Annotated in this window: 18 protein-coding genes and 1 pseudogene; 9 read left to right on the plus strand and 10 right to left on the minus strand. The window is 73.8% G+C overall.

The genetic code is table 11. The features are described 5' to 3' along the window. Nucleotides 1–51: 51 nt before the first annotated feature. From ACWEPF_RS05275 to ACWEPF_RS05285, 3 genes are read right to left on the minus strand one after another with little or no spacing between them, the layout of a single operon-like run. Nucleotides 52–912 carry a carbohydrate ABC transporter permease gene (locus ACWEPF_RS05275; protein WP_452171503.1) on the minus strand — a complete coding sequence of 287 codons (861 nt, stop codon included), beginning with the start codon at nt 910–912 and terminating at the stop codon, nt 52–54. Beyond that, nucleotides 909–1817, minus strand: a complete 909-nt coding sequence (locus tag ACWEPF_RS05280; protein ID WP_345286564.1) for a carbohydrate ABC transporter permease — start codon at nt 1815–1817, stop codon at nt 909–911. Before ACWEPF_RS05280 ends, ACWEPF_RS05275 begins: the two co-directional genes overlap by 4 nt. Continuing rightward, the gene (locus tag ACWEPF_RS05285) at nt 1814–3157 is read right to left on the minus strand and encodes an ABC transporter substrate-binding protein (RefSeq protein WP_452171504.1); all 1344 of its coding nucleotides are present in this window, start codon (nt 3155–3157) and stop codon (nt 1814–1816) included. The genes ACWEPF_RS05280 and ACWEPF_RS05285 overlap by 4 nt, the downstream gene beginning before the upstream one ends. 235 nt (nt 3158–3392) lie before the next feature. Between ACWEPF_RS05285 and ACWEPF_RS05290 the strand changes: the two genes are divergently transcribed. The 3 genes from ACWEPF_RS05290 to ACWEPF_RS05300 all read left to right on the plus strand — a co-directional run bounded on the left by ACWEPF_RS05290 (nt 3393) and on the right by ACWEPF_RS05300 (nt 6301). Continuing rightward, nucleotides 3393–5246: a DUF2264 domain-containing protein gene (locus ACWEPF_RS05290; RefSeq protein WP_452171505.1), complete on the plus strand. Its 1854-nt coding sequence runs from the start codon at nt 3393–3395 to the stop codon at nt 5244–5246. After that, on the plus strand, nt 5243–5983 hold the full coding sequence (locus tag ACWEPF_RS05295) for a sugar phosphate isomerase/epimerase family protein (RefSeq protein WP_452171506.1): 741 nt from the start codon (nt 5243–5245) through the stop codon (nt 5981–5983). The genes ACWEPF_RS05290 and ACWEPF_RS05295 overlap by 4 nt, the downstream gene beginning before the upstream one ends. A gap of 96 nt (nt 5984–6079) precedes the next feature. Further along, nucleotides 6080–6301: a hypothetical protein gene (locus tag ACWEPF_RS05300; protein WP_452171507.1), complete on the plus strand. Its 222-nt coding sequence runs from the start codon at nt 6080–6082 to the stop codon at nt 6299–6301. 2 nt (nt 6302–6303) lie between these two features. Here ACWEPF_RS05300 and ACWEPF_RS05305 read toward each other — a convergent pair whose 3' ends face one another. The 5 genes from ACWEPF_RS05305 to ACWEPF_RS05325 form a co-directional block, all read right to left on the minus strand. Further along, the gene (locus ACWEPF_RS05305) at nt 6304–6771 is read right to left on the minus strand and encodes a GNAT family N-acetyltransferase (protein WP_452171508.1); all 468 of its coding nucleotides are present in this window, start codon (nt 6769–6771) and stop codon (nt 6304–6306) included. 58 nt (nt 6772–6829) lie between these two features. Continuing rightward, nucleotides 6830–7867 carry a D-alanine--D-alanine ligase family protein gene (locus ACWEPF_RS05310; RefSeq protein ID WP_452171509.1) on the minus strand — a complete coding sequence of 346 codons (1038 nt, stop codon included), beginning with the start codon at nt 7865–7867 and terminating at the stop codon, nt 6830–6832. A 643-nt stretch (nt 7868–8510) separates the two neighbouring features. Further along, nucleotides 8511–8897, minus strand: a complete 387-nt coding sequence (locus ACWEPF_RS05315; RefSeq protein ID WP_452171510.1) for a hypothetical protein — start codon at nt 8895–8897, stop codon at nt 8511–8513. 836 nt (nt 8898–9733) lie between these two features. Beyond that, entirely contained in the window at nt 9734–10243 is a 510-nt protein-coding gene (locus ACWEPF_RS05320) for a DUF1877 family protein (protein ID WP_452171511.1), read from the minus strand. Between the two features lie 77 nt (nt 10244–10320). Continuing rightward, on the minus strand, nt 10321–10995 hold the full coding sequence (locus ACWEPF_RS05325) for a DUF998 domain-containing protein (RefSeq protein WP_452171512.1): 675 nt from the start codon (nt 10993–10995) through the stop codon (nt 10321–10323). Nucleotides 10996–11145: 150 nt separating this feature from the next. Here ACWEPF_RS05325 and ACWEPF_RS05330 point away from each other — a divergent pair, with 150 nt between their 5' ends. Together ACWEPF_RS05330 and ACWEPF_RS05335 are read left to right on the plus strand one after the other, a co-directional pair. After that, nucleotides 11146–11469, plus strand: coding sequence for a YciI family protein (locus ACWEPF_RS05330; protein WP_345279469.1), 324 nt, complete (start codon nt 11146–11148; stop codon nt 11467–11469). Between the two features lie 73 nt (nt 11470–11542). Further along, on the plus strand, nt 11543–13549 hold the full coding sequence (locus tag ACWEPF_RS05335) for a DUF6596 domain-containing protein (protein WP_452171513.1): 2007 nt from the start codon (nt 11543–11545) through the stop codon (nt 13547–13549). Nucleotides 13550–13565: 16 nt separating this feature from the next. Here ACWEPF_RS05335 and ACWEPF_RS05340 read toward each other — a convergent pair whose 3' ends face one another. Continuing rightward, entirely contained in the window at nt 13566–14327 is a 762-nt protein-coding gene (locus ACWEPF_RS05340; RefSeq protein WP_452171514.1) for a GntR family transcriptional regulator, read from the minus strand. Between the two features lie 176 nt (nt 14328–14503). Between ACWEPF_RS05340 and ACWEPF_RS05345 the strand changes: the two genes are divergently transcribed. The 3 genes from ACWEPF_RS05345 (at nt 14504) to ACWEPF_RS05355 (ending at nt 16475) form a co-directional block, all read left to right on the plus strand. After that, entirely contained in the window at nt 14504–15397 is an 894-nt protein-coding gene (locus ACWEPF_RS05345; protein WP_345279463.1) for a DUF7916 family protein, read from the plus strand. 158 nt (nt 15398–15555) lie between these two features. After that, a complete protein-coding gene (locus ACWEPF_RS05350; RefSeq protein WP_345279461.1) occupies nt 15556–15999 on the plus strand; it encodes a peptidase inhibitor family I36 protein in 444 nt (147 codons plus the stop codon). Between the two features lie 38 nt (nt 16000–16037). Then, the gene (locus ACWEPF_RS05355; protein ID WP_452171515.1) at nt 16038–16475 is read left to right on the plus strand and encodes a peptidase inhibitor family I36 protein; all 438 of its coding nucleotides are present in this window, start codon (nt 16038–16040) and stop codon (nt 16473–16475) included. A gap of 15 nt (nt 16476–16490) precedes the next feature. Here the strand turns inward: ACWEPF_RS05355 and ACWEPF_RS05360 are convergent, their stop codons facing one another. Next, nucleotides 16491–17555, minus strand: coding sequence for a substrate-binding domain-containing protein (locus ACWEPF_RS05360; RefSeq protein WP_452171516.1), 1065 nt, complete (start codon nt 17553–17555; stop codon nt 16491–16493). A gap of 137 nt (nt 17556–17692) precedes the next feature. Between ACWEPF_RS05360 and ACWEPF_RS05365 the strand changes: the two are divergent. Continuing rightward, a pseudogene (locus ACWEPF_RS05365) lies at nt 17693–18118 on the plus strand (right-handed parallel beta-helix repeat-containing protein); the annotation flags it as partial.

Here is an 18118-nt window from a genome sequence, read left to right on the forward strand (position 1 = left end):
TGCGCTGCGCGGTCGGGTCGGGCTGGGTCACGGGAGTCTCCTGGTAGAGGGTCACTTGACGCTCCCTGCGGTCAGTCCGGCCTTCCAGTGGCGCTGGAGCACGACGAAGGCGATCACCAGCGGGAGCACGGCGAGCAGCGAACCGGTGACCACCAGGGGGTAGTACTCGGGGAAGGCGCGGGTCTGCGCGTTCCAGCTGTAGAGGCCGAGGCTGACCGGGAACAGCCGGCTGTCGGAGAGCATCACCAGCGGGAGGAAGAAGTTGTTCCAGATCGCGGTGAACTGGAACAGGAACACGGTCACGAAGCCGGGCATCACCATCTTCAGGCCGATCGACCAGAAGGTGCGCAGCTCGCCGGCGCCGTCCATCCGGGCGGCCTCCAGCACCTCGCCGGGCACGTAGCCGGCCACGAACACCCGGGCCAGGTAGACCCCGAAGGGGTTGACCAGGGAGGGGATGAAGACCGACCAGAAGGTGTTCACCACGCCGAGTTCGGAGGCGAGCAGGTACATCGGCAGGGCGAGCGCGGTGGTCGGCACCAGCACGCCGAGCAGGACCAGGCCGAAGACCTTCTCCTTGCCGGGGAAGTCGTAGACCTGGAAGGCGTACCCGGCGCAGACGCAGACCAGGGCGCAGAGCAGGGCCCCGATCCCGGCATAGAGCAGGGAGTTGAGGTACCAGCGGAAGTAGATGCCGTCCCCGCTGGTGGCCAGCGCCTGGAGGTTGGCGCCCAGGTGCCAGGTGTCGGCGGTGAGGGCGCGGCCGCCGATCAGGTCGCCGGTGTCCTTGGCGGCGGCGGTGAGCAGCCAGCCGAGCGGGAGCAGGGTGTAGGCGGTGGCCAGCAGCAGGGCGCCGTTGACGGCGGTCCTGGAGAGCGACCAGGGGCGGCGGGCGGTGCGGGTCGCGCTCATCCGGCGCTCGCCTCCTTGCGGCCGCGGCCGAAGCGGGTGACCAGGAAGGAGAGGGCGGCGGCGGTCAGGGCCAGCAGCACCGAGGCCGCGGCGGCCAGTCCGTAGTCGCCCTTCTCGAAGGCGGCGGTGTAGGCGTACATGTTCGGGGTCCAGGTGGAGCTGACGCCGGGTGAGGCGCCGTGCAGGATCATCGGTTCGGTGAAGAGCTGGAGCGAGCCGATCACGGTGAACAGGCCGACCATCGTGATCGAGGCCCGGATCAGCGGGATCTTCACGCTCAGCGCGGTGCGCAGCGGGCCGGCGCCGTCGACCACGGCGGCCTCCAGCACCTCGCGCGGGATGGCCTGCAGCGCGGCGTAGAAGATCACCATGTTGTAGCCGGTCCACTCCCAGAGCGCGATGTTCACCACGGCGGGGAGCGGGTGGCCGAGCAGGTCGGGCTGGGTGCCGAGGCCCTCCAGGGCACCGATAACCGGGCTGATGCCGGGGGTGTACAGGTACATCCAGACCAGCGCGGCGATGATGCCGGGCACCGCGTGCGGGAGGAAGAGCGCCAGTTGGAAGAAGCGGCGGGCCCGGGCCAGCGCGGAGTCGAGCAGCAGGGCCAGGCCGAGGGCCAGACCGGTCATCAGCGGGATGTAGAGCAGGCAGTACTGGGCCGTCGTCAGGAAGCCCTCGCGGAAGGCCTGGTCGGCCAGGGCCCGGGTGTAGTTGCCGATCCCGGTGAAGACCGTCTCCGAGCCGCCGAAGCCGAGGCCGGAGCTGCGCTCGCTGTGCAGGCTGAGCCAGAGGGCGTAGCCGATCGGGACCAGGGTGCAGGCGGTGAAGAGGAGCAGGAACGGGGCCAGCAGGGTGGCGGCCGCCCCGTTCCCGCTCTTCCTCCGCCGGGTGACGGAGCTGGTCACTCGGCGACCTTGAGGCCGCGGTTCTTCAGCTCGGCCACGGTGGCCTTCTGGGCGCCGTCCACGGCCTGGCCGAGGGTGGTGCCGCCGGACAGCTTGCCGAAGGCGTCCTTCAGCGAGGTGTTGGTGGCGCCCATGGCGGGGCCCCAACTCCAGTTGGGCTTGATGGACTTGGCCGCGTCCTGGTAGATCGCGTAGATGTCCTGGCCACCGTAGAAGGCGGTGTCGAAGGCGGCCTTGGCGACGGGCACCAGCTCGGGCGCGGCCGGGTAGGCGGAGGAGGTGCCGGAGGCGATCCGGGCCTTGATGCCCTCGGGGGTGGTGGTGGCCCAGGTGGCGAACTCGACGGCGGCCTTGGCCTTCTTGCTGTCCTTGGAGACGGCGAAGGTGGTGCCGCCGAGCATGCCGCTGGCGGGGCTGCCGTCCCAGGTCGGGATCGGGGCCACGGCCCACTTGCCGGAGCCGTCCGGCACCGAGGACTTGAGCACGCCGCCGCCCCAGGAGGCGCCGAGGTAGCCGGCCGTCTCGCCCTTCTGCAGCGAGGCGGTCCACTGCTGGCTGAACGAGGGCATCGAGCGGACCAGGTCCTCGCCGATCATCTGCTGCCAGTAGTCGGCGACCTTGGCGGTCTGCGGGGTGGTCAGGGCGACCTGCCAGGCATCGCCCTTGGTGCCGAACCAGGTGGCCCCGGCCTGCCAGGCGAGCGCCTCGAAGGTGCTCGGGTCGTCGGGGAAGAAGGTGGCGATCCGGGTGGTGGGGTCGGCCTGCTTGAGCTTCTGGGCGGCAGTGCGGAACTCGTCCCAGGTCTTGGGCGGGGCGGTGATGCCGGCCTTCTCGAAGAGGTCCTTGCGGTAGTAGAAGGACTGCGGGGCGGCGTCCAGCGGCAGCGCCCAGTTCTTGCCGCCCAGGGTGGTCAGTTCGACGGCCTGCGGCAGGTACTTGGCCTTGAGGTCGGCGGTGACCAGCTTGGAGATGTCCTGCACCGCGCCCTGGCTGACGAAGTCGGGCAGCTGGGGGTACTCGACGTTGAAGACGTCGGGGGCGTTGCCCGCCTTCACCGCGTTGGCGATCTTGGCGTAGCCGCCCGCGTTGCCCGAGGGGATCTCCTCGAAGGTGATCTGGACGTTCGGGTGGGAGGCGTTGAACGCGGCCACCACGTCCTTGGTGCCCTTGGCCCAGCCCCAGAAGGTGAGCGTGACCGGCTTGCCGTCGGTGGCCTGCTCGCCCGCAGCCGCCTGGGTGGAGCCGGAGCCGCCGCTGCCACAGGCGGTGAGCAGGGAGAGCGAGAGCGCGCAGGCGCCGAGCAGGAGGGCTCTGCGGGGGCGGGTGGGGTTAGCGGACATGGCTCGGCTCCTGGCAGTGAGGGGGGGAATTGCACCGCTTTGACGCCGGATCACCGTTCTTACGACGATCTGACGAGGTGTGACCGCCATCTTGGGCCGCCCTCCGATCGGAGTCAAGAGATCTGGATCGAATGATCCGATCTGATCTCTGTATCGATCATTTGATCGCCCGACCTTGACGGGTGATCACCCTCCTCCTAGATTCGGCCCGGTAAGCCCCGGACGGAGGACACCCATGCCAGCCGCCATGCCCGCTCCCTTCCCGCTCCCCGCGGAGGACCGCGTCCTCAGCCCGCACACCGGCTGGACCAGGGCCCACTGGGAGGCCGCCGCCGACGGCCTGCTGGCCGCCGTCCGCCCGCACGCCTCCCCCGGCCTGGCCCGGATCGACCTGCCGGGCCCCCGCCCCAGCTGGTCCGGCCCCGCCTCGGACGGCCTGGAGGGCTACGCCCGCACCTTCCTGCTCGCCGCCTTCCGCACCGCCGGCGCCCGGGGCGAGGACCCCACCGGCCTGCTGGAGCGCTACGCCGCCGGCCTGGCCACCGGCACCGACCCGGCCTCGGCGGAGGCCTGGCCCCCGATCACCGACCGGGGCCAGCCGATGGTCGAGGCCGCCTCGATCGCCCTCGCCCTGCGCCTCACCCGCCCCTGGCTCTGGGAGCTGCTGGACCACCCCGTCCGGCTCCGCGCCGCCCGCTGGCTGGCCGCCGCCCTCCACCGCGAACCGGTCGACAACAACTGGCACCTCTTCCCGCTCACGGTGGCCGGCTTCCTCGCCGAGCTCGACGCCACCGACCCCGGCCTGCTGGAGGAGGCCGGCACCGACGCCGAGGCCTGCCGGGCCGCCGTCACCCGGGGGTTGGCCAAGCTGGACGGCTGGTACCTCGGCGAGGGCTGGTACACCGACGGCCGCCCGCGCGCCGTCGACCACTACAACGGCTGGGCCCTGCACCTCTACCCCGTGCTGCACGCCCACCTGTCCGGCGACGCCGAGCTGCTCGCCCGCCACGGCGCCCGTCTGGCCGCCCACCTCGACGGCTACGCCCGCACCTTCGGCGCCGACGGCGCCCCGCTGCACCAGGGCCGGTCCCTGATCTACCGTCACGCCGCGGCCGCCCCGCTCTGGCTCGGCGCCCTCACCGGCCACACCCCGCTGACCCCCGGCACCACCAGGCGGCTGGCCTCCGGCGCGCTGCGGCACTTCCTCGACCGCGGCGCCGCCGACCGGCGCGGCCTGCTCACCCTCGGCTGGTACGGCGCGCACCCCCCGATGGTCCAGCCCTACTCCGGCCCCGCCTCGCCCTACTGGTCCAGCAAGGGCTTCCTCGGCCTGCTGCTCCCCGCCGACCACCCCGCCTGGACCGCCACCGAACAGCCCGCGCCCGCCGAACTGGCCGACTCCGTCCGGCCGTTGGCCGCCCCCGGCCTACTGGTGCAGTCGACGGCCGCCGACGGGCTGGTCCGGGTGCACAACCACGGCAGCGACGACCAGCCCGCCGACGGCGCGGCCCTGCCGGACGACCCGCTGTACGCCCGCTGCGCCCACTCCACCGCCACCGGCCCCACCTTCTCCGCCGAACTCCCGGACAACCACTTCGGGTTGACGATCGACGGCACCCCCACCGGACGCGGCCGGATCACCCCGCTCGGCACAGGCCCCGGTTGGGCCGCCTCCCACTCCACCCCGGCCGACGGCATCCGGATCACCTCGCTCACCCTGGCCCACGGCCCCGACGAGGTCCGCGCCCACCTGGTCACCGGCGCGGCACCCGGCACCCCCGCCCGCCAGACCGGCTGGGCCGTCACCGCCGCCCGGCTGCACTCCTCGCTCCATCCGGTGCACGGCTACACCGCCCTGACGGCCCACCACCTGCCCGAGGGCACCGCCTACGGCCCGGACGCCACCCTCCCCGCCCTCACCGGCACGGTCACCGACGGGCTCTTCGCCTGCACCGCCCGCCTCACCGGAACCCCCGACGGCCCGTCCCCCTCCGTCGCGGTCACCGGCACCACGCTGCGCGTCCACTGGCCCGACGGCTCCTCCGTCACCGCCTCGCTCGGCGACGCCACCGTGGAGGTGCGGCGATGAGGTGGGCCTTCTCCACCCTCGGCCTGCCCGGCCTGCCCGTCCCCGAGGTCCTGCGCCTGGCCGGCGAGCACGGCTGGGACGGCGTCGAACTGCGCTGCACCCCCGGCGAACCGGTCCACCTCGACCTCGGCACCGCCGAACGCACCGCCCTGGCCCGGCAGTTCACCACCTCCGGCGTGCTGCCACTCGCAGTCTGCTCCTACCTCCGGATCGCCGAACCGGGCGAGGACGGCCCCGTCCTCGCCGAGCTCACCGCCCACCTCCGGCTGGCCGCCGACCTCGGCGCCCCGTACGTCCGGGTCTTCCCCCGGGGCACCGACGCCACCGCCGTCCGCCGCCTGACCGCCATCGCCCCGACCGCCACCGCGCTCGGCGTCCGCGTCCTGGTCGAGACCCACGACACCCACCGCTCCGCCCGCGCCGTCGCCCGCCTCGCCGCCGCCGTCGGCTCCCCCGCCGTCGGCGGCCTCTGGGACCTGATGCACACCCACCTGGCCGGCGAGACCCCCGCCGACTCCCACACCGCCCTCGCCCCCTGGCTCGGCTACACCCAGGTGAAGGACATCGCCTCCCCCGAGGACCTCACTCCCCTCCCGCTCGGCTCCGGCACCCTCCCGCTCGCCGACTGCCTCGCCCTCCTCCCCCCGACCGCGTGGGTCTCCTGGGAGTACGAGGCCCCCTGGCACCCCGCCGCCGCCCCCTTCGCACCGCTCCTCGCCCGCCCCAGGCCCAGCTGATTCCCGTTCGGGCACACCTGCCCGCCAGGGGTACCCGTACCGCCTCCGATCTGCGATGATCCCCACTCACGACACCTAGCGCCTCAGGTGGGGAACATGATCGATCTGCTGCTCGTCGCCCTGCTCGCCTTCGTCGCGTTCGGCTGCGTCTGCATCCTCTGGGCCGAGCGCGGCGGCCCCCGCTGGACCCACGGCGTCGTCACGGCCATCCGGATCCTCACCGCCACCGCCGAGGCCTTCGGCAAGTCGAACCGCCGCCGCACCACCCAGCCGTACGTCGGCGGTGACGGCGGCGGCAGTGGCGGCGACGGCTCCTGAGGTCAGATCAGTTCGAGGACCCCGACGATCTCGCCGTCGCTCAGTTCGCCGGTGGGGCGGAAGCCCAGGCCCAGGTAGAAGTTCTCCGGGCTGGCCGGGCCCTGGTGCCAGGTGACGAAGAGCCGGCGGCCGCCGCGGCGGCGGATCTCGGCCGCCACCTCCTGCACCGCGAAGCGCCCGTAGCCGCGCCCCTGCGCCTCGGCGGAGATGTTGAGCCGCCACAGTCCGGACCGGACGTCGCCGCTGCCGTCACCGAACCAGTCGATGGCCAGGAAGGCCATCAGGAAGCCGACCACCCGGTCACCGTCCATGATCAACCGAGGCCAGGCCACCCCGGGGTGGACGTACGCCTCCGCCAGCGACTTCACCACCGACGACACCACGTGCTCCTGCTCCGGGTGCACCCGGACGGCGATCGCGGCGTCCAGGTTGTCGGGCGTGATCTCGGCAAGGCTCAGTGTGCTCGGCATACCCGCAGCTTAGGGACCCGTCGGCCGCTACGACGGCACCAGGGTCCCCCGCGGCGGCTCAGCCCTCGACCAGGTCCAGGATTCGCTGCGTCAGCTCCGGGTAGCTCCAGCCGGCCCCGGCCGCCGCGAGCGGCAACAGGCTGGTGGCGGTCAGGCCGGGCAGCGCGTTCACCTCGATGCACATCGGCTCGCCGTCCGCGTCGCAGCGGAAGTCGGTGCGCGAGTAGGAACGCGCCCCGAAGCCCAGGGCGCCGTGGGCGGCCAGCGCCAGCTCCTGGAGCCGGGCCGCGAACGCCTCGTCCACGGGGGCCGGGCAGAGCTCCCGCACCGCACCCGGCTGGTACTTGGCCGCGTAGTCGAACAGCGGGGTGGTCAGCTCGATCTCCACCACCGGCAGGGCACGGCCACCCACCACCGCCACCGTGAACTCGCGCCCGGGCAGGAACGGCTCCACCAGGAACTCCAGCCCCCGCTCGGCCACGTCGGCCGCCGCCCGCTCCAACTCCTCCTCCGTGCCGACCCGGTGGACCGAGACGCTGGAACCGTCCGCGGCCGGCTTCACCACCACCGGCCCCTGCTCGACCAACTCCCGTACCGCCTTCGGGACTTCCCGCTCCGTCGGCCCCCACAGCACCCGTCGCACCACCGGCAGCCCGGCCGCCCCGAGCACGGCCTGCGCCCGCCCCTTGTGCCAGGCCGCCGCACAGGCGGCGCTGCCCGCCCCGGTGAAGCGCACCCCCGCCATCTCCAACAGCGCCTGCACGTGCCCGTCCTCGCCCCAACCACCGTGCAGCGCCAGGAAGACCACGTCCGCACCGCGCAGCAGCTCCAGCACCGGACCACCCGTCAGGGCCGCGTGCATCCGCCGCCGCCACGCCCCCTGCTCCGCCAGCACCGGCGGCTCCTCGGGCACCGCGAACGCCGCCACCGCGTCCCCCGGCCGCAGCGGACCGGCCAGCACCGGCTCCGACGCCGCCGGGTCGACCAGCACCACCTCGTGCCCGCACTCCAGCAGCGCCGCCGCGACCGCCCGGCCGGAGGCCGACGACACGTCCCGCTCCGGGCTCTCCCCACCACACAGGATCACGATTCGCATCCCCCGATTCTGCCGGACCGGCCTCCGGCCACGGGGCGGCGAGGAGATGAAACGGGGTCAGCGGTGCGGGGCCGGCCCTTCGCGGCAGCCCGGGCCCGGCCGGCCCGCCTCGGGCCGCGGGGCGGTGGCGGGGTGACTCGGGGTCAGGGACTGCGGCTGTGAAGGGAGAAGCGTCGCCCGGCCCCGGCCCGGGCGAGCAGTGACCGGGCCGGACCGACATTGGGTTCTGGGGGGACGTCGGCACGGGGCCGGGCGACGGGCCCGGCAGACGGGCTGAACCCAGCCTCCGTGGTGGCCGACCGGCCGTCAACCACCGCGGCCCAACAGTGCCCGGGGGCCCACCGGCGCCTGCCTCCCCGGACACCCGACCCTCCTCCCGGCGGGCATCCCCGCACATCCCCGCACGTCACCACGGGTGAGGGGCCGGACGCGGGGAAGCACCACGCACCCGCGAAACGGGCCCGGAGGCAACGGGGAGGCGCTGCGGCGACCGCACCGGGCAGTCGCCCGTGTCCGGCGGGGCAGTCCACGCGGCAGGCCGCGACCCGGCCTCCGGACCGGCCCGCCCGGGGACCGCCGAGCCCACCGCGCCGCAGAGAGCCATCCGAACGGGACGCCTGGCAGCAGCGGCCCGCGGTCGCGTTCACGGGCGCAGTTGGAAGGCCGCGGTGAGGGTGTACCCGACCAGGGCACTGAAGAAGGCGACGGCGGTGACGTGACGGGACGTCACCGGCAGCCCCGCGAGCGCCGGGTAGAGCAGGACGGCGACGCCCGCGCAGACGTCGGCCGCGTACAGCCCGAGCGGCGGCAGCACGTGGGTGGTGCGGGCGGCCCAGCCGGTGGCCACCAGGAAGCCGGTGAGCAGCACGAAGCCGGAGAGGATGCCGGAGCCGATGGTGAGCAGCACGGAGTGCGGCTCCGGCTCCGGCTCGCCCTCGACCCGTACCGGACGGAAGCGGTGGCCGACGGCCAGACCGGTCATGGCGACGGTGACGGCGGCGAGGGCCCCGAGCAGGGACAGCAGGTTCACGAGCGGCTCCGGTGGTTGCGCAGGACGGGTTGCAGAAGGGCCGCCACGGCGGACGGCAACAGGACCACCAGCAGCAGCACGGTGGACCACACCATCGGGTCCAACTCCCCTGCGGACGGCGGCACCACTGGCGGGGCAGGGGGCGCCGCCAGCACGACGGCCTGGGTCGCGGACGGCGACGGGACGGGCGTCGGCGTTGTCGGCGGCGGCGGCGGCGCGGACGAGGACGGGGACTCCTGCGCCGCTGGCAACGGAGTCGGGACCGGGCGGACGGCGGACGGGCGGGGCGCCGCGACCTCGGTCCGGCCGGGGGCGGTGACCGGCGTCGGTGTCGGAGTCGGCGCGGCACTCGCGGACGGCGGAAGGACCGTCACCGAAGGCGTGGGCACGGGTGTGGACGTGGGACCGGGCGTGGGCTTCGTGCTCGGACCGGGCGTCGGCGAAGGAGTCGGCGAAGGCGCGTGGCAGGACCACAGCCAGTGGTGCGGCCAGTGCCACGGCGGTCCGGCCGGTGGGGGGCAGGGCGGCGGGGGCGGAGACGGTGGGCAGTCGGGGGCGTCATCCATCCGGCCGATTCTGCGGCCGGCCGTGTCACGGTCTGCCAGTTTCGCCGACCATGACACCCACACGGGTGACGGCGCATCAGCGCACAGACCAGGGGCGGGCCGTGCGCCCCCTGACTACACTCGGCCGCTCCCGCCCCGACCGGAGAGAGCACCGAAGCGATGGCCACCGACCTGCACACCCTGCTCGACACCGTCCGCACCGGGGAGTACCCGGACAACGACGCCGCGATGGTCATCGCCGCCACCGGCACGGACTGACCCCGCAGCGGGTCAGTCCACCCAGGCCACCACGGCCAGCCCCCGGGCGGCAGCCCCCCGGTAGAACTCCCGGAGCATCGCGAAGTGCCGGGCGATCCACTCCAGGGTGTCGGTGCCACCGAGGCCCAACTTGGTCACCGAGGCCGCCAGTTCGCGGTCCTCCGGGAAGCGTGCGAACAGCGCTGCGGTGTCCACGGCGTCGAGCCGTGCCGAGAGTTCGGCGACCGCCGACGGGACAAGCAACGCGGGCGGCTCGCCCATGCGGTCGTAGAACTCCAGGTGGTCGAGGTACCGGACCGCCGACGGATCGTCACCGTCGAGGCTGCGCTCCAGGGTGCGGATCAGCTCCGGATCGCCCTCGGCCCACCGCAGGTAGTTGACCAACCCCCAGGCGGCCCAGTCGAGATCGATCTCGTCCTCGGCCGGCGGGCCCCATCCGGGATCGCCGTCGGCCGAGGCCGCACGGCGGCAGGCGTCGAGGTACTCGGTGCTCAAGCGTGCGAGCTGCTGGTGCAGGGCCATGCCCGGAGTATCGCCGAACGCCACCGGCCCGGGCACCCGCGTTTTCGCAGGGCCGGGCCTCGGGTGCTGACGCGAGCTCAGGCGGCGGTCCGGCGCAGGCGGGCGGAGACCAGGGAGATCCACGCCATCGCGGTGATCACGCCGACGGCCAGGGTCAGCGAGCCGGCCGGGCCTCCGCTCATCGCCCAGCCGTTGCCGAGCAGCAGGGCGGTGCCGGCGGTCCGGGAGAGCACGGCGGAGGTGCGGTCGCCGGCCAGACGGTAGTGGCGGCCCAGGAGGTAGCAGGCCGCGATGAAGGAGAGGAAGGTGACCGAGCCGGCGGCCATGTGGGCGTAGCCGTGCCAGCTGAGGGCGGTGGGCGCTCCGGCCGGGGTGCCGACCGGGAAGCCGTCGGCCGGATCCATCACGAAGACGCCGGCCGCCGTCATGCCGAGCCCGCCGAGGCGGACCAGCCGGGGCACCCAGGTGGAGCCGGCCTGCCCCCGCATCGCCCGGCGCAGCCCGGTCGCTCCGGCGGTCATCAGCAGGCCGACCACCAGGAAGTTGGTGATCTGCACCCAGCCGAGCGGGCCGTTGCTGAGGATGCTGAGCGGGTGCCGGAGGAGCGAGAAGCCCTCCCGGGTGAGGACCTGGGCCGTCGCCACCACCGTCCAGACCGGCATGGCCGCCGCCCCGAGGGCGAGCAGCGCACGGGTGCGGGAGCGGGGACGGACGGCGGCGGCAGTGGCGGACGAGGCGGTGAAGACGGTCATGGCGGGTGCTTCCTTCCGGGGCGGTGAGCGGTTCCTCGCCGGTACGTCGTCCGGGCCGATGTGACGGGGAACAGCGACCGTTCCCTGTCACATCACCTCGTTCGACGTACCGGTGGAAGCAGAAACCGACCCACCCCCGAGGAGCACCCCATGCGTTACCTGATGACCACCAACGCCCACAGCGCCGTCCCCGACGAGAAGCTCTTCGCCGAGATGGGCGCCTTCATCGAGGAGCTGACCGCCTCCGGTGTCCTGCTGGCCACCGGCGGGCTCGCCGCCGAGTCGATCCTGGTCTCCTCCGAGGGCGAGGAGATCACGGTGACCGACGGCCCGTTCGCCGAGGCCAAGGAGGCGGTGGCCGGCTTCGCCCTGGTCGAGGTCCGCTCGCCGGAGGAGGCGGTCGAGCTGGCCCGCCGCTTCCGCCGGATCGTCGGTGACGGCCAGAGCCGCCTCCAGCAGGTGTTCACCGGCTGATCCCCTCACCGTCGACGGCCACGGCCCCGGTGCGCGTCCCGCGTGCCGGGGCCGGTGTGGTGGGATGAGGAGCGTGCTGGATACCCGCCGGACGATCGACGCGGTCTGGAAGCTGGAGTCGGCGAAGATCATCGCCGGTCTGGTCCGGACGGTCCGCGACGTCGGGCTGGCCGAGGAGCTGGCCCAGGACGCCCTGGTCGCGGCGCTGGAGCAGTGGCCGCGCACCGGTGTGCCGGACAACCCGGGTGCCTGGCTGACCACCATCGCCCGACGCCGCGCGGTGGACCACATCCGCCGCTCCCAGCTGCACGAGCGCCACCAGGGCCGGCTGGCCCACGAGCTGACGCAGGAGCAGCTCCAGGCGCGGCACCAGGACCCGACTCCGGGCGAGGGCGGAGGCGAGGAGAGCGGCGACGACCCGGAGGACATGCTCCGGCTGATGCTGGTCTCCTGCCACCCCGTGCTCCCCGCCGCCCAGCGGGCCGCCCTGACGCTCCGTCTGCTCGGCGGCCTCACCCCCGCCGAGATCGCCCGCGCCTTCCTCTCCACCACCCCCGAGATCACCCGGCGGATCGCCGCGGCCAAGCGGACCCTGGCCGAGCAGCGGGTCTCCTTCGAGCTGCCGGAGGGCGAGGAGCTCGCGGGGCGGCTGGCCTCCGTCCTGGAGGTGGTCTACCTGATCTTCAACGAGGGCTACTCGGCCACCTCCGGCGACGACCTGATGCGCCCCGGCCTCTGCCAGGAGGCGCTCCGGCTGGGCCGGTTGCTGGCGGTGCTGGCCCCGCGCGAGGCCGAGGTGCACGGTCTGGTGGCGCTGATGGAGATCCAGGCCTCGCGCTCGGCCGCCCGCACCGGCCCGTCCGGCGAACCGGTGCTGCTGCACGAGCAGAACCGGGGCCGCTGGGACCAGTTGCTGATCCGCCGCGGCTTCACCGCGATGCTCCGCGCCCGCGAAGTCGGCGGCAGCGCGCCCGGCCCGTACGTGCTCCAGGCCGCCATCGCGGTCTGCCACGCCCAGGCACCGACCGCCGAGGCCACCGACTGGACGCAGATCGCCGCCCTGTACGGGACGCTGGCCCGGCTGCTGCCCACGCCGGTGGTCCGGCTGAACCGGGCGGTCGCGGTCGGCATGGCCCGCGGCCCGCAGGCCGGGCTCGACCTGGCCGACGAGCTGACCGCCGAGCCCGCGCTGCGCGACTACCACCTGCTGCCGAGCGTCCGGGGTGACCTGCTGGCCCGGCTGCACCGGCCGGCCGAGGCCCGGCTGGAGTTCCGCCGGGCGGCCGAACTCACCCGCAACGCCGCCGAACGCGCCTTCCTGCTGGCCCGCGCCGACGCCCTCACGGAGCCCGGCGCCGACCCCGGCACCGGCCCTGCGGCGGGCCCGGCCCTCGGCCCGGCCACCCGCGCCTTCCTGGCCCGCCCGGAGCTGGACGCCTCGACCGTCCGCTCCTACGGGCAGACCGTGCGGCGGCTCTGCCTGGCGCTCGGGGAGGGCCGGCCGCTGGACGGGCTGACGGCCGATCAGGTGGCCGGGGTGTTCGCCGCTGCCTGGGGCAGCGCTGCCGGGCGCACCTGGAACCGGCACCGCGCGGCCGTACGCTCCTTCGCCCTCTGGGCCGGACTGCCGGGCCTGGCCCAGGAGTTGGCGGCGGTGTTGGAACGCCGCCCCGAGCCGGGGCGCCGGGCCGCCGAGGCGGTCGGTCCGACCCGGTTGGACGCGCTCTGCGCGTTGCCGGGGCCGACCGTCCGCGAGCACGTGCTGTGGCGGCTGCTCAGCGAGTCCGGCGCCGGGGTGAAGGCCGTGCTGGCCCTGAACGTCGAGGACCTGGACCTGGAGGACCGCCGCGCCCGCAACGGCATCGGCTGGCGCTCCGGCACCGCCCGACTGCTCCCCGAGCTGCTGGCCGGCCGCACCCGGGGCCCGCTCTTCCTGACCGACCGCCGCCCGGGCCCGGCCCGGCTGCCCACCGCCGACCTCTGCCCGGACACCGGCCGGGCCCGGCTCTCCTACGAGCGGGCCGAGTACCTCTTCAAGCGGGCCAGCGGCGGGCTCACCCTGAGCCGTCTCAAGCCCTGACCTCCGGTGGCCCCGGTCAGAACCCACCGGGCCCGAGGGTCAGCCGCAGCTCGTAGCGGTCCGCGCGGTAGGTCTCGTGGCTGTCGGCGCACGGGCTGCCGCCCTCGTCGAACGAGAGCCGTTCGGTGGTCAACACGGCGGAGGGGCCGCGCAGTTCGAGCAGGCGGCGCTGGCCTGCGTCGGCCAGGGCGGCCCGGGCGGTGTAGCGGGCCGAGACCGGGGCGTGGCCGGCGGCGGTGAGCTGGGCGAAGACCGAGGCGGTGGTGAAGTCGGCGGCGGGCAGCTCGGGGGCCACCGCGAGCGGGACCAGGTCGTGCGAGACGCAGATCGGCAGCCCGTCCAGGAGGCGTAGTCGCCGCAGCTCGAACAGCGCAGCGCCGGTCGGCACCCGGAGCCGTTCGGCCTCCTCGGAGCCGGCCGGTCTGGTCCGGGTGCCGAGCACCCGGGCGGTGACCACCCGGCCCAGCGAGCGGTTGAAGTCGGCGAAGCCGAGCAGGCCGGAGGTCTCCGGGGCGTGGCTGTGGCCGATCTGCCGCACCCGCCAGCCGCGCCGTTCGGAGGACTCCACCAGGCCCTGCTCCTCCAGTGCCTTGAGGGTGCGGCGCAGGGTGGAGCGGCTGATGCCGAGCTGCTCGCAGAGGTGACGCTCGGAGGGCAGCCGCCGGCCGGGGCCGAACGCGCCGGTGGCGACGGCGTGTTGGATCGCCTGCTGGGCGAGGACGTACGGCGGCTGGCCGGCGTCGGCGGCGACGGGCTCCAGGACGGGGTCGGCGGGCACCTGCGGTCCTCTCGGTCGGGGGTGTCCGGCACGGCAGCACGGCGGCACGGCACGGCGGCACGGGACTTTGGTCCGGCTTTCATCTGGTATCGCTCTGGTATACCTGAAGGTGTCCGGAGGGGGGAGACACCACGCCGGGGCCCGCGCCCCGTGCTCCTCGAACGGAAGGACCTCCCATGACCCGCATCCTCGACCTCGACGGCGCCCAGCTCACCGCCCTGCGCGGCCGCGCCCTGACCGCCGCCGTCGCGGAGAGCGAGGGCCGCACCATGGTCGGCGAGGTCTGGCCGAACACCGCGATGCTGGCCGGCGCGCACGAGACCGGCGGGGTCTCCAACATCGAGATCGCGGCGGCCTTCGGCGCCGACCTCGTCGTCCTCAACCTGGTGGAGACCGTCTTCGACGGCGAGCGCTGGCGGCTGCCGGTGCTCGGCGAGTTCGCCACGCTGGCCGAGCTCTCGGACTTCGTCGGGCGGCCGATCGGCGTCAACCTGGAGCCGGGCACGGTGCCCGAGGGCCGCAAGGCCACCGTGGAGAACGCCCGCCGCCTGATCGACCAGGGAGCCGCGATGCTCTGCGTCACCGCCAACCCGGCGACCGGGGCCGGCCTGGCCGACATCGCCCGCACCAGCGAGCAGTTGAGGTCCGCGCTCGGCGAGGACGCGGCGATCTGGTCCGGGAAGATGCACCTGGCCGGGCGCTCCGAGCCACTGGACGCGGCGGGCATGGCGGCGGTGGCCGAGGCCGGGGCGGACGGCGTCCTGGTCCCGCTGCCCGGCACCGTCCCGGGCGTCACCCGGGAGATCGCCGCCGAGGCCGTGCGGCGCATCCACGCGGCCGGGGCGATCGCGATGGGCACCATCGGCACCAGCCAGGAGGGCTCGCACCGCAATCTGGTGCCCCAACTCGCCCTGAACGCCAAGGAGATCGGGGTCGACGCGCACCACTTCGGGGACGCCTTCGTGTCCGGCGCGATGGACCCCGAGTTCATGTACGACTACTCGGTGGCGATCCGCGGCCGCCGGCACACCTGGATCCGGATGGCGCGCAACGTTCGCAAGCGTGGCTGAGGCCGAGCCCGCGCGGCGGCCGGTGAGCCGATCCTCCGTACCCTGACGGGCAGTCAGATGACTGAGGCCGCCGGTACGGCCGCGGCGGCACTGTGGTGCTGCACCCGGGAGAACGGAACCCGGGGCAGCACCGAGCAGTCACCGCAGAGGAGTTCACCGTGAAGCTTCGCACCACCGCCGTACGTCTCGCCCTGGGAACCGCCGCCCTGACCGGGGCCCTGCTCGCCACGGCCGTACCGGCCAACGCCTCCGTGCTCAAGGACGTCAGCAGCGGCTCGGGCAGCTGCCCGGCCAACTGGGTCTGCCTGTGGAGCGACAACAACTTCGTCCGGGGCAACCCCAAGGGCGGCACCGACTACGGCGCGGTCGGCTCGGACGAGAACACGGCCGACATGGGGAAGATCGTCTTCGAGAGCAAGCTCTGGCGCTGGAAGGGGATGCAGGACGAGGCCTCCTCTGTGGTGAACAACACCGGGAGCGCCATCTGCTTCTACGAGCACAACAACTACGGCGGCCTGGAGTTCCGGGTCGGCCCGCACGAGAAGTGGGCCTCGGTGCCGGGATGGATCAACGACAGGATCAGCTCCTTCAAGTACTGCTGACCCCCCGTAGACCCACCGATCCCGAGAAGAGGCCCACCGTGTTCACCAAGACCAAGCTCGCCAAGTTCGGCGTCTCCGCCGCCCTCGCGGCCGGACTGACCCTCGCCCTCTCCACCTCGGCCAACGCCGCCAGTGTCTACGACATCAGCCACGGCTCCGGCTCCTGCCCGGACGGCTACGTCTGCCTCTGGCCCGAGGCCAACTTCATCCACCACAACTTCGCCCTGGAGTCCAAGTACGGCTCCTACGGCTCGAACCAGAACGTCGGCGACATGGGCAAGCTGGGCCGCGGCCCGGCCGGCGACAAGGGCATGCAGGACGTCGCCTCCTCGCTCGTCAACAAGACCGGGAGCAGCATCTGCTTCTACGAGCACAACTGGTACGGCGGCCTGCAGTTCAAGGTCGGCCCGCACGAGGAGTGGCCGTACCTGCCGGGCTGGATCAACGACAAGATCAGCTCGTTCAAGTACTGCTGACCGGCGCGAGCGGGCTCAGGACGCGCCGCCGCAGGAGGTGCGGACCTTCAGGCTGGGCAGCAACTCGATGTGGTGGGCGGGGAGTTCCGGCTCCCCGCCCAGCCGTCGCAGCAGCAGCGACAGGGCGGTGGCGCCGACCGCCCGCTTGGGCGGGGCGACGGCGGTGAGCGGGGGCGCGGCCAGGGCGGCGAAGACGTCGTCGTAGGAGATCAGCGCGACGTCGGCGGGCACGTCCAGGCCCAGCGAGCGGAGCACGGGCGGGAGTTGGATGGCGTCCTGGTCGTTGTGGACCAGGACCGCGCGGGTGCCCTTGCGGGCGGCCGCGGCGATCTTCTCCGCGACCAGGGCCGGGTCGGCGGGGCCGCCGCCGGGGCGGTGCAGGTCGATCACCGGATGGGCGGCGAGGCCGAGCAGCTCGGCTCCCGCGGCGTAGCCGGTGCGGACCTGGTGGGCGGTCCAGGTGTCCTCGCGTGCGGCCAGCAGTACCGAGGTGTGCCCGAGGGCGGCGAGGTGACGCAGTGCCAGCAGGGCGCCGTGGCGGTGGTCGGAGACCACCGAGTCGAGTTCGGCACCGGGGCTCTCGGGGGCCGCGCGGCGCTCGACCAGGACGGCGGGGACGGGCAGCTCGCCGAGCCAGGCGGAGTCCTCGGCACGGCCGCCGGGCTGCCAGTTGGGGGTGAGCAGCAGGCCGTCCACGCCGGAGTCGAGCAGGCGGGCGGCCTGCTCCTGGTCGTCGCGGGCCTCGTAGGGGGCGATGCCGAGCACCAGGCGGGCACCGGCCGCCGCCGCGGCGGTCCGGGCGCCGGCGATCACCTCGTCGAAGTAGGAGCCGACGGTGGGCACCAACATGCCGATCACCCGCTCACCCGTGGGGACCGGCGCGGCCGGATCGGCGGCGGCGAGCGAGACGGAGCCGTGCGAGCGGTTGAGGCGACCGCTCTCGGCGAGGGCGGCGACGTCGCGGCGGACGGTCACGGCCGGGATGCCGAGACGGGTCGCCAGGTCCGCCACCCGGACCGTGCCGAGCTCGCGGACGGCCTCGGTGATGCGGGTCCGCCGTTCGTCGGCCGAGATGGTCATGGGCTTCCTTCTCCAGATCTGCGGTCTGCGGGTGCACGGGTCTGTCGCGATCATCTGATCACTTTGTATCATTCGATCGCCGTTTGATCTAACGGTCTGCAGTGATCCGTTCACCGCTCAAGGAGTCCACCCCACTCATGCTCCTGCCTCGCACAGCCCTCACCCTCCTCGCGGTCACCGCCGCCGTCCTCCCCGCCGCTCCGGCGGCCGAGGCCGCCGCGGGAGCCCACTACCTCGACTGCTCCGCGCCCACCAACGGTACCGGCACGGCCGCCAGCCCCTGGAACAACCTGGCCGCCGCCAACGCCCACCTCTTCGGGCCCGGTGACCAGCTCCTGCTCAGGCGCGGGGCGACCTGCCTGGGCACCCTCAAGCCCCAGGGCTCCGGCACCGCCGGCTCCCCCGTCACCCTGTCCGGCTACGGCACCTCCACCTCCCGTCCCGTGGTCCAGGGCGACCCGGCCTCCACCGAGAAGGCCGCCGTCCACCTCTACAACGTCGAGCAGTGGGAGCTGCGCGAGCTGGAGATCACCTTCCCCGACCCCGCCGCCACCAAGCGCGAA

The organism is Kitasatospora sp. NPDC004289 (genome assembly GCF_053602875.1).

Coding starts and splice junctions, on each gene's coding strand:
- ACWEPF_RS05320 (WP_452171511.1), bottom strand. CDS start 10,243: ATGGCCCTGCACCAGCAGCTCGCACGCTTGAGCACCGAGTACCTCGAC.
- ACWEPF_RS05325 (WP_452171512.1), bottom strand. CDS start 10,995: ATGACCGTCTTCACCGCCTCGTCCGCCACTGCCGCCGCCGTCCGTCCC.
- ACWEPF_RS05300 (WP_452171507.1), top strand. CDS start 6,080: ATGATCGATCTGCTGCTCGTCGCCCTGCTCGCCTTCGTCGCGTTCGGC.
- ACWEPF_RS05310 (WP_452171509.1), bottom strand. CDS start 7,867: ATGCGAATCGTGATCCTGTGTGGTGGGGAGAGCCCGGAGCGGGACGTG.
- ACWEPF_RS05275 (WP_452171503.1), bottom strand. CDS start 912: ATGAGCGCGACCCGCACCGCCCGCCGCCCCTGGTCGCTCTCCAGGACC.
- ACWEPF_RS05330 (WP_345279469.1), top strand. CDS start 11,146: ATGCGTTACCTGATGACCACCAACGCCCACAGCGCCGTCCCCGACGAG.
- ACWEPF_RS05360 (WP_452171516.1), bottom strand. CDS start 17,555: ATGACCATCTCGGCCGACGAACGGCGGACCCGCATCACCGAGGCCGTC.
- ACWEPF_RS05345 (WP_345279463.1), top strand. CDS start 14,504: ATGACCCGCATCCTCGACCTCGACGGCGCCCAGCTCACCGCCCTGCGC.
- ACWEPF_RS05295 (WP_452171506.1), top strand. CDS start 5,243: ATGAGGTGGGCCTTCTCCACCCTCGGCCTGCCCGGCCTGCCCGTCCCC.
- ACWEPF_RS05305 (WP_452171508.1), bottom strand. CDS start 6,771: ATGCCGAGCACACTGAGCCTTGCCGAGATCACGCCCGACAACCTGGAC.
- ACWEPF_RS05285 (WP_452171504.1), bottom strand. CDS start 3,157: ATGTCCGCTAACCCCACCCGCCCCCGCAGAGCCCTCCTGCTCGGCGCC.
- ACWEPF_RS05290 (WP_452171505.1), top strand. CDS start 3,393: ATGCCAGCCGCCATGCCCGCTCCCTTCCCGCTCCCCGCGGAGGACCGC.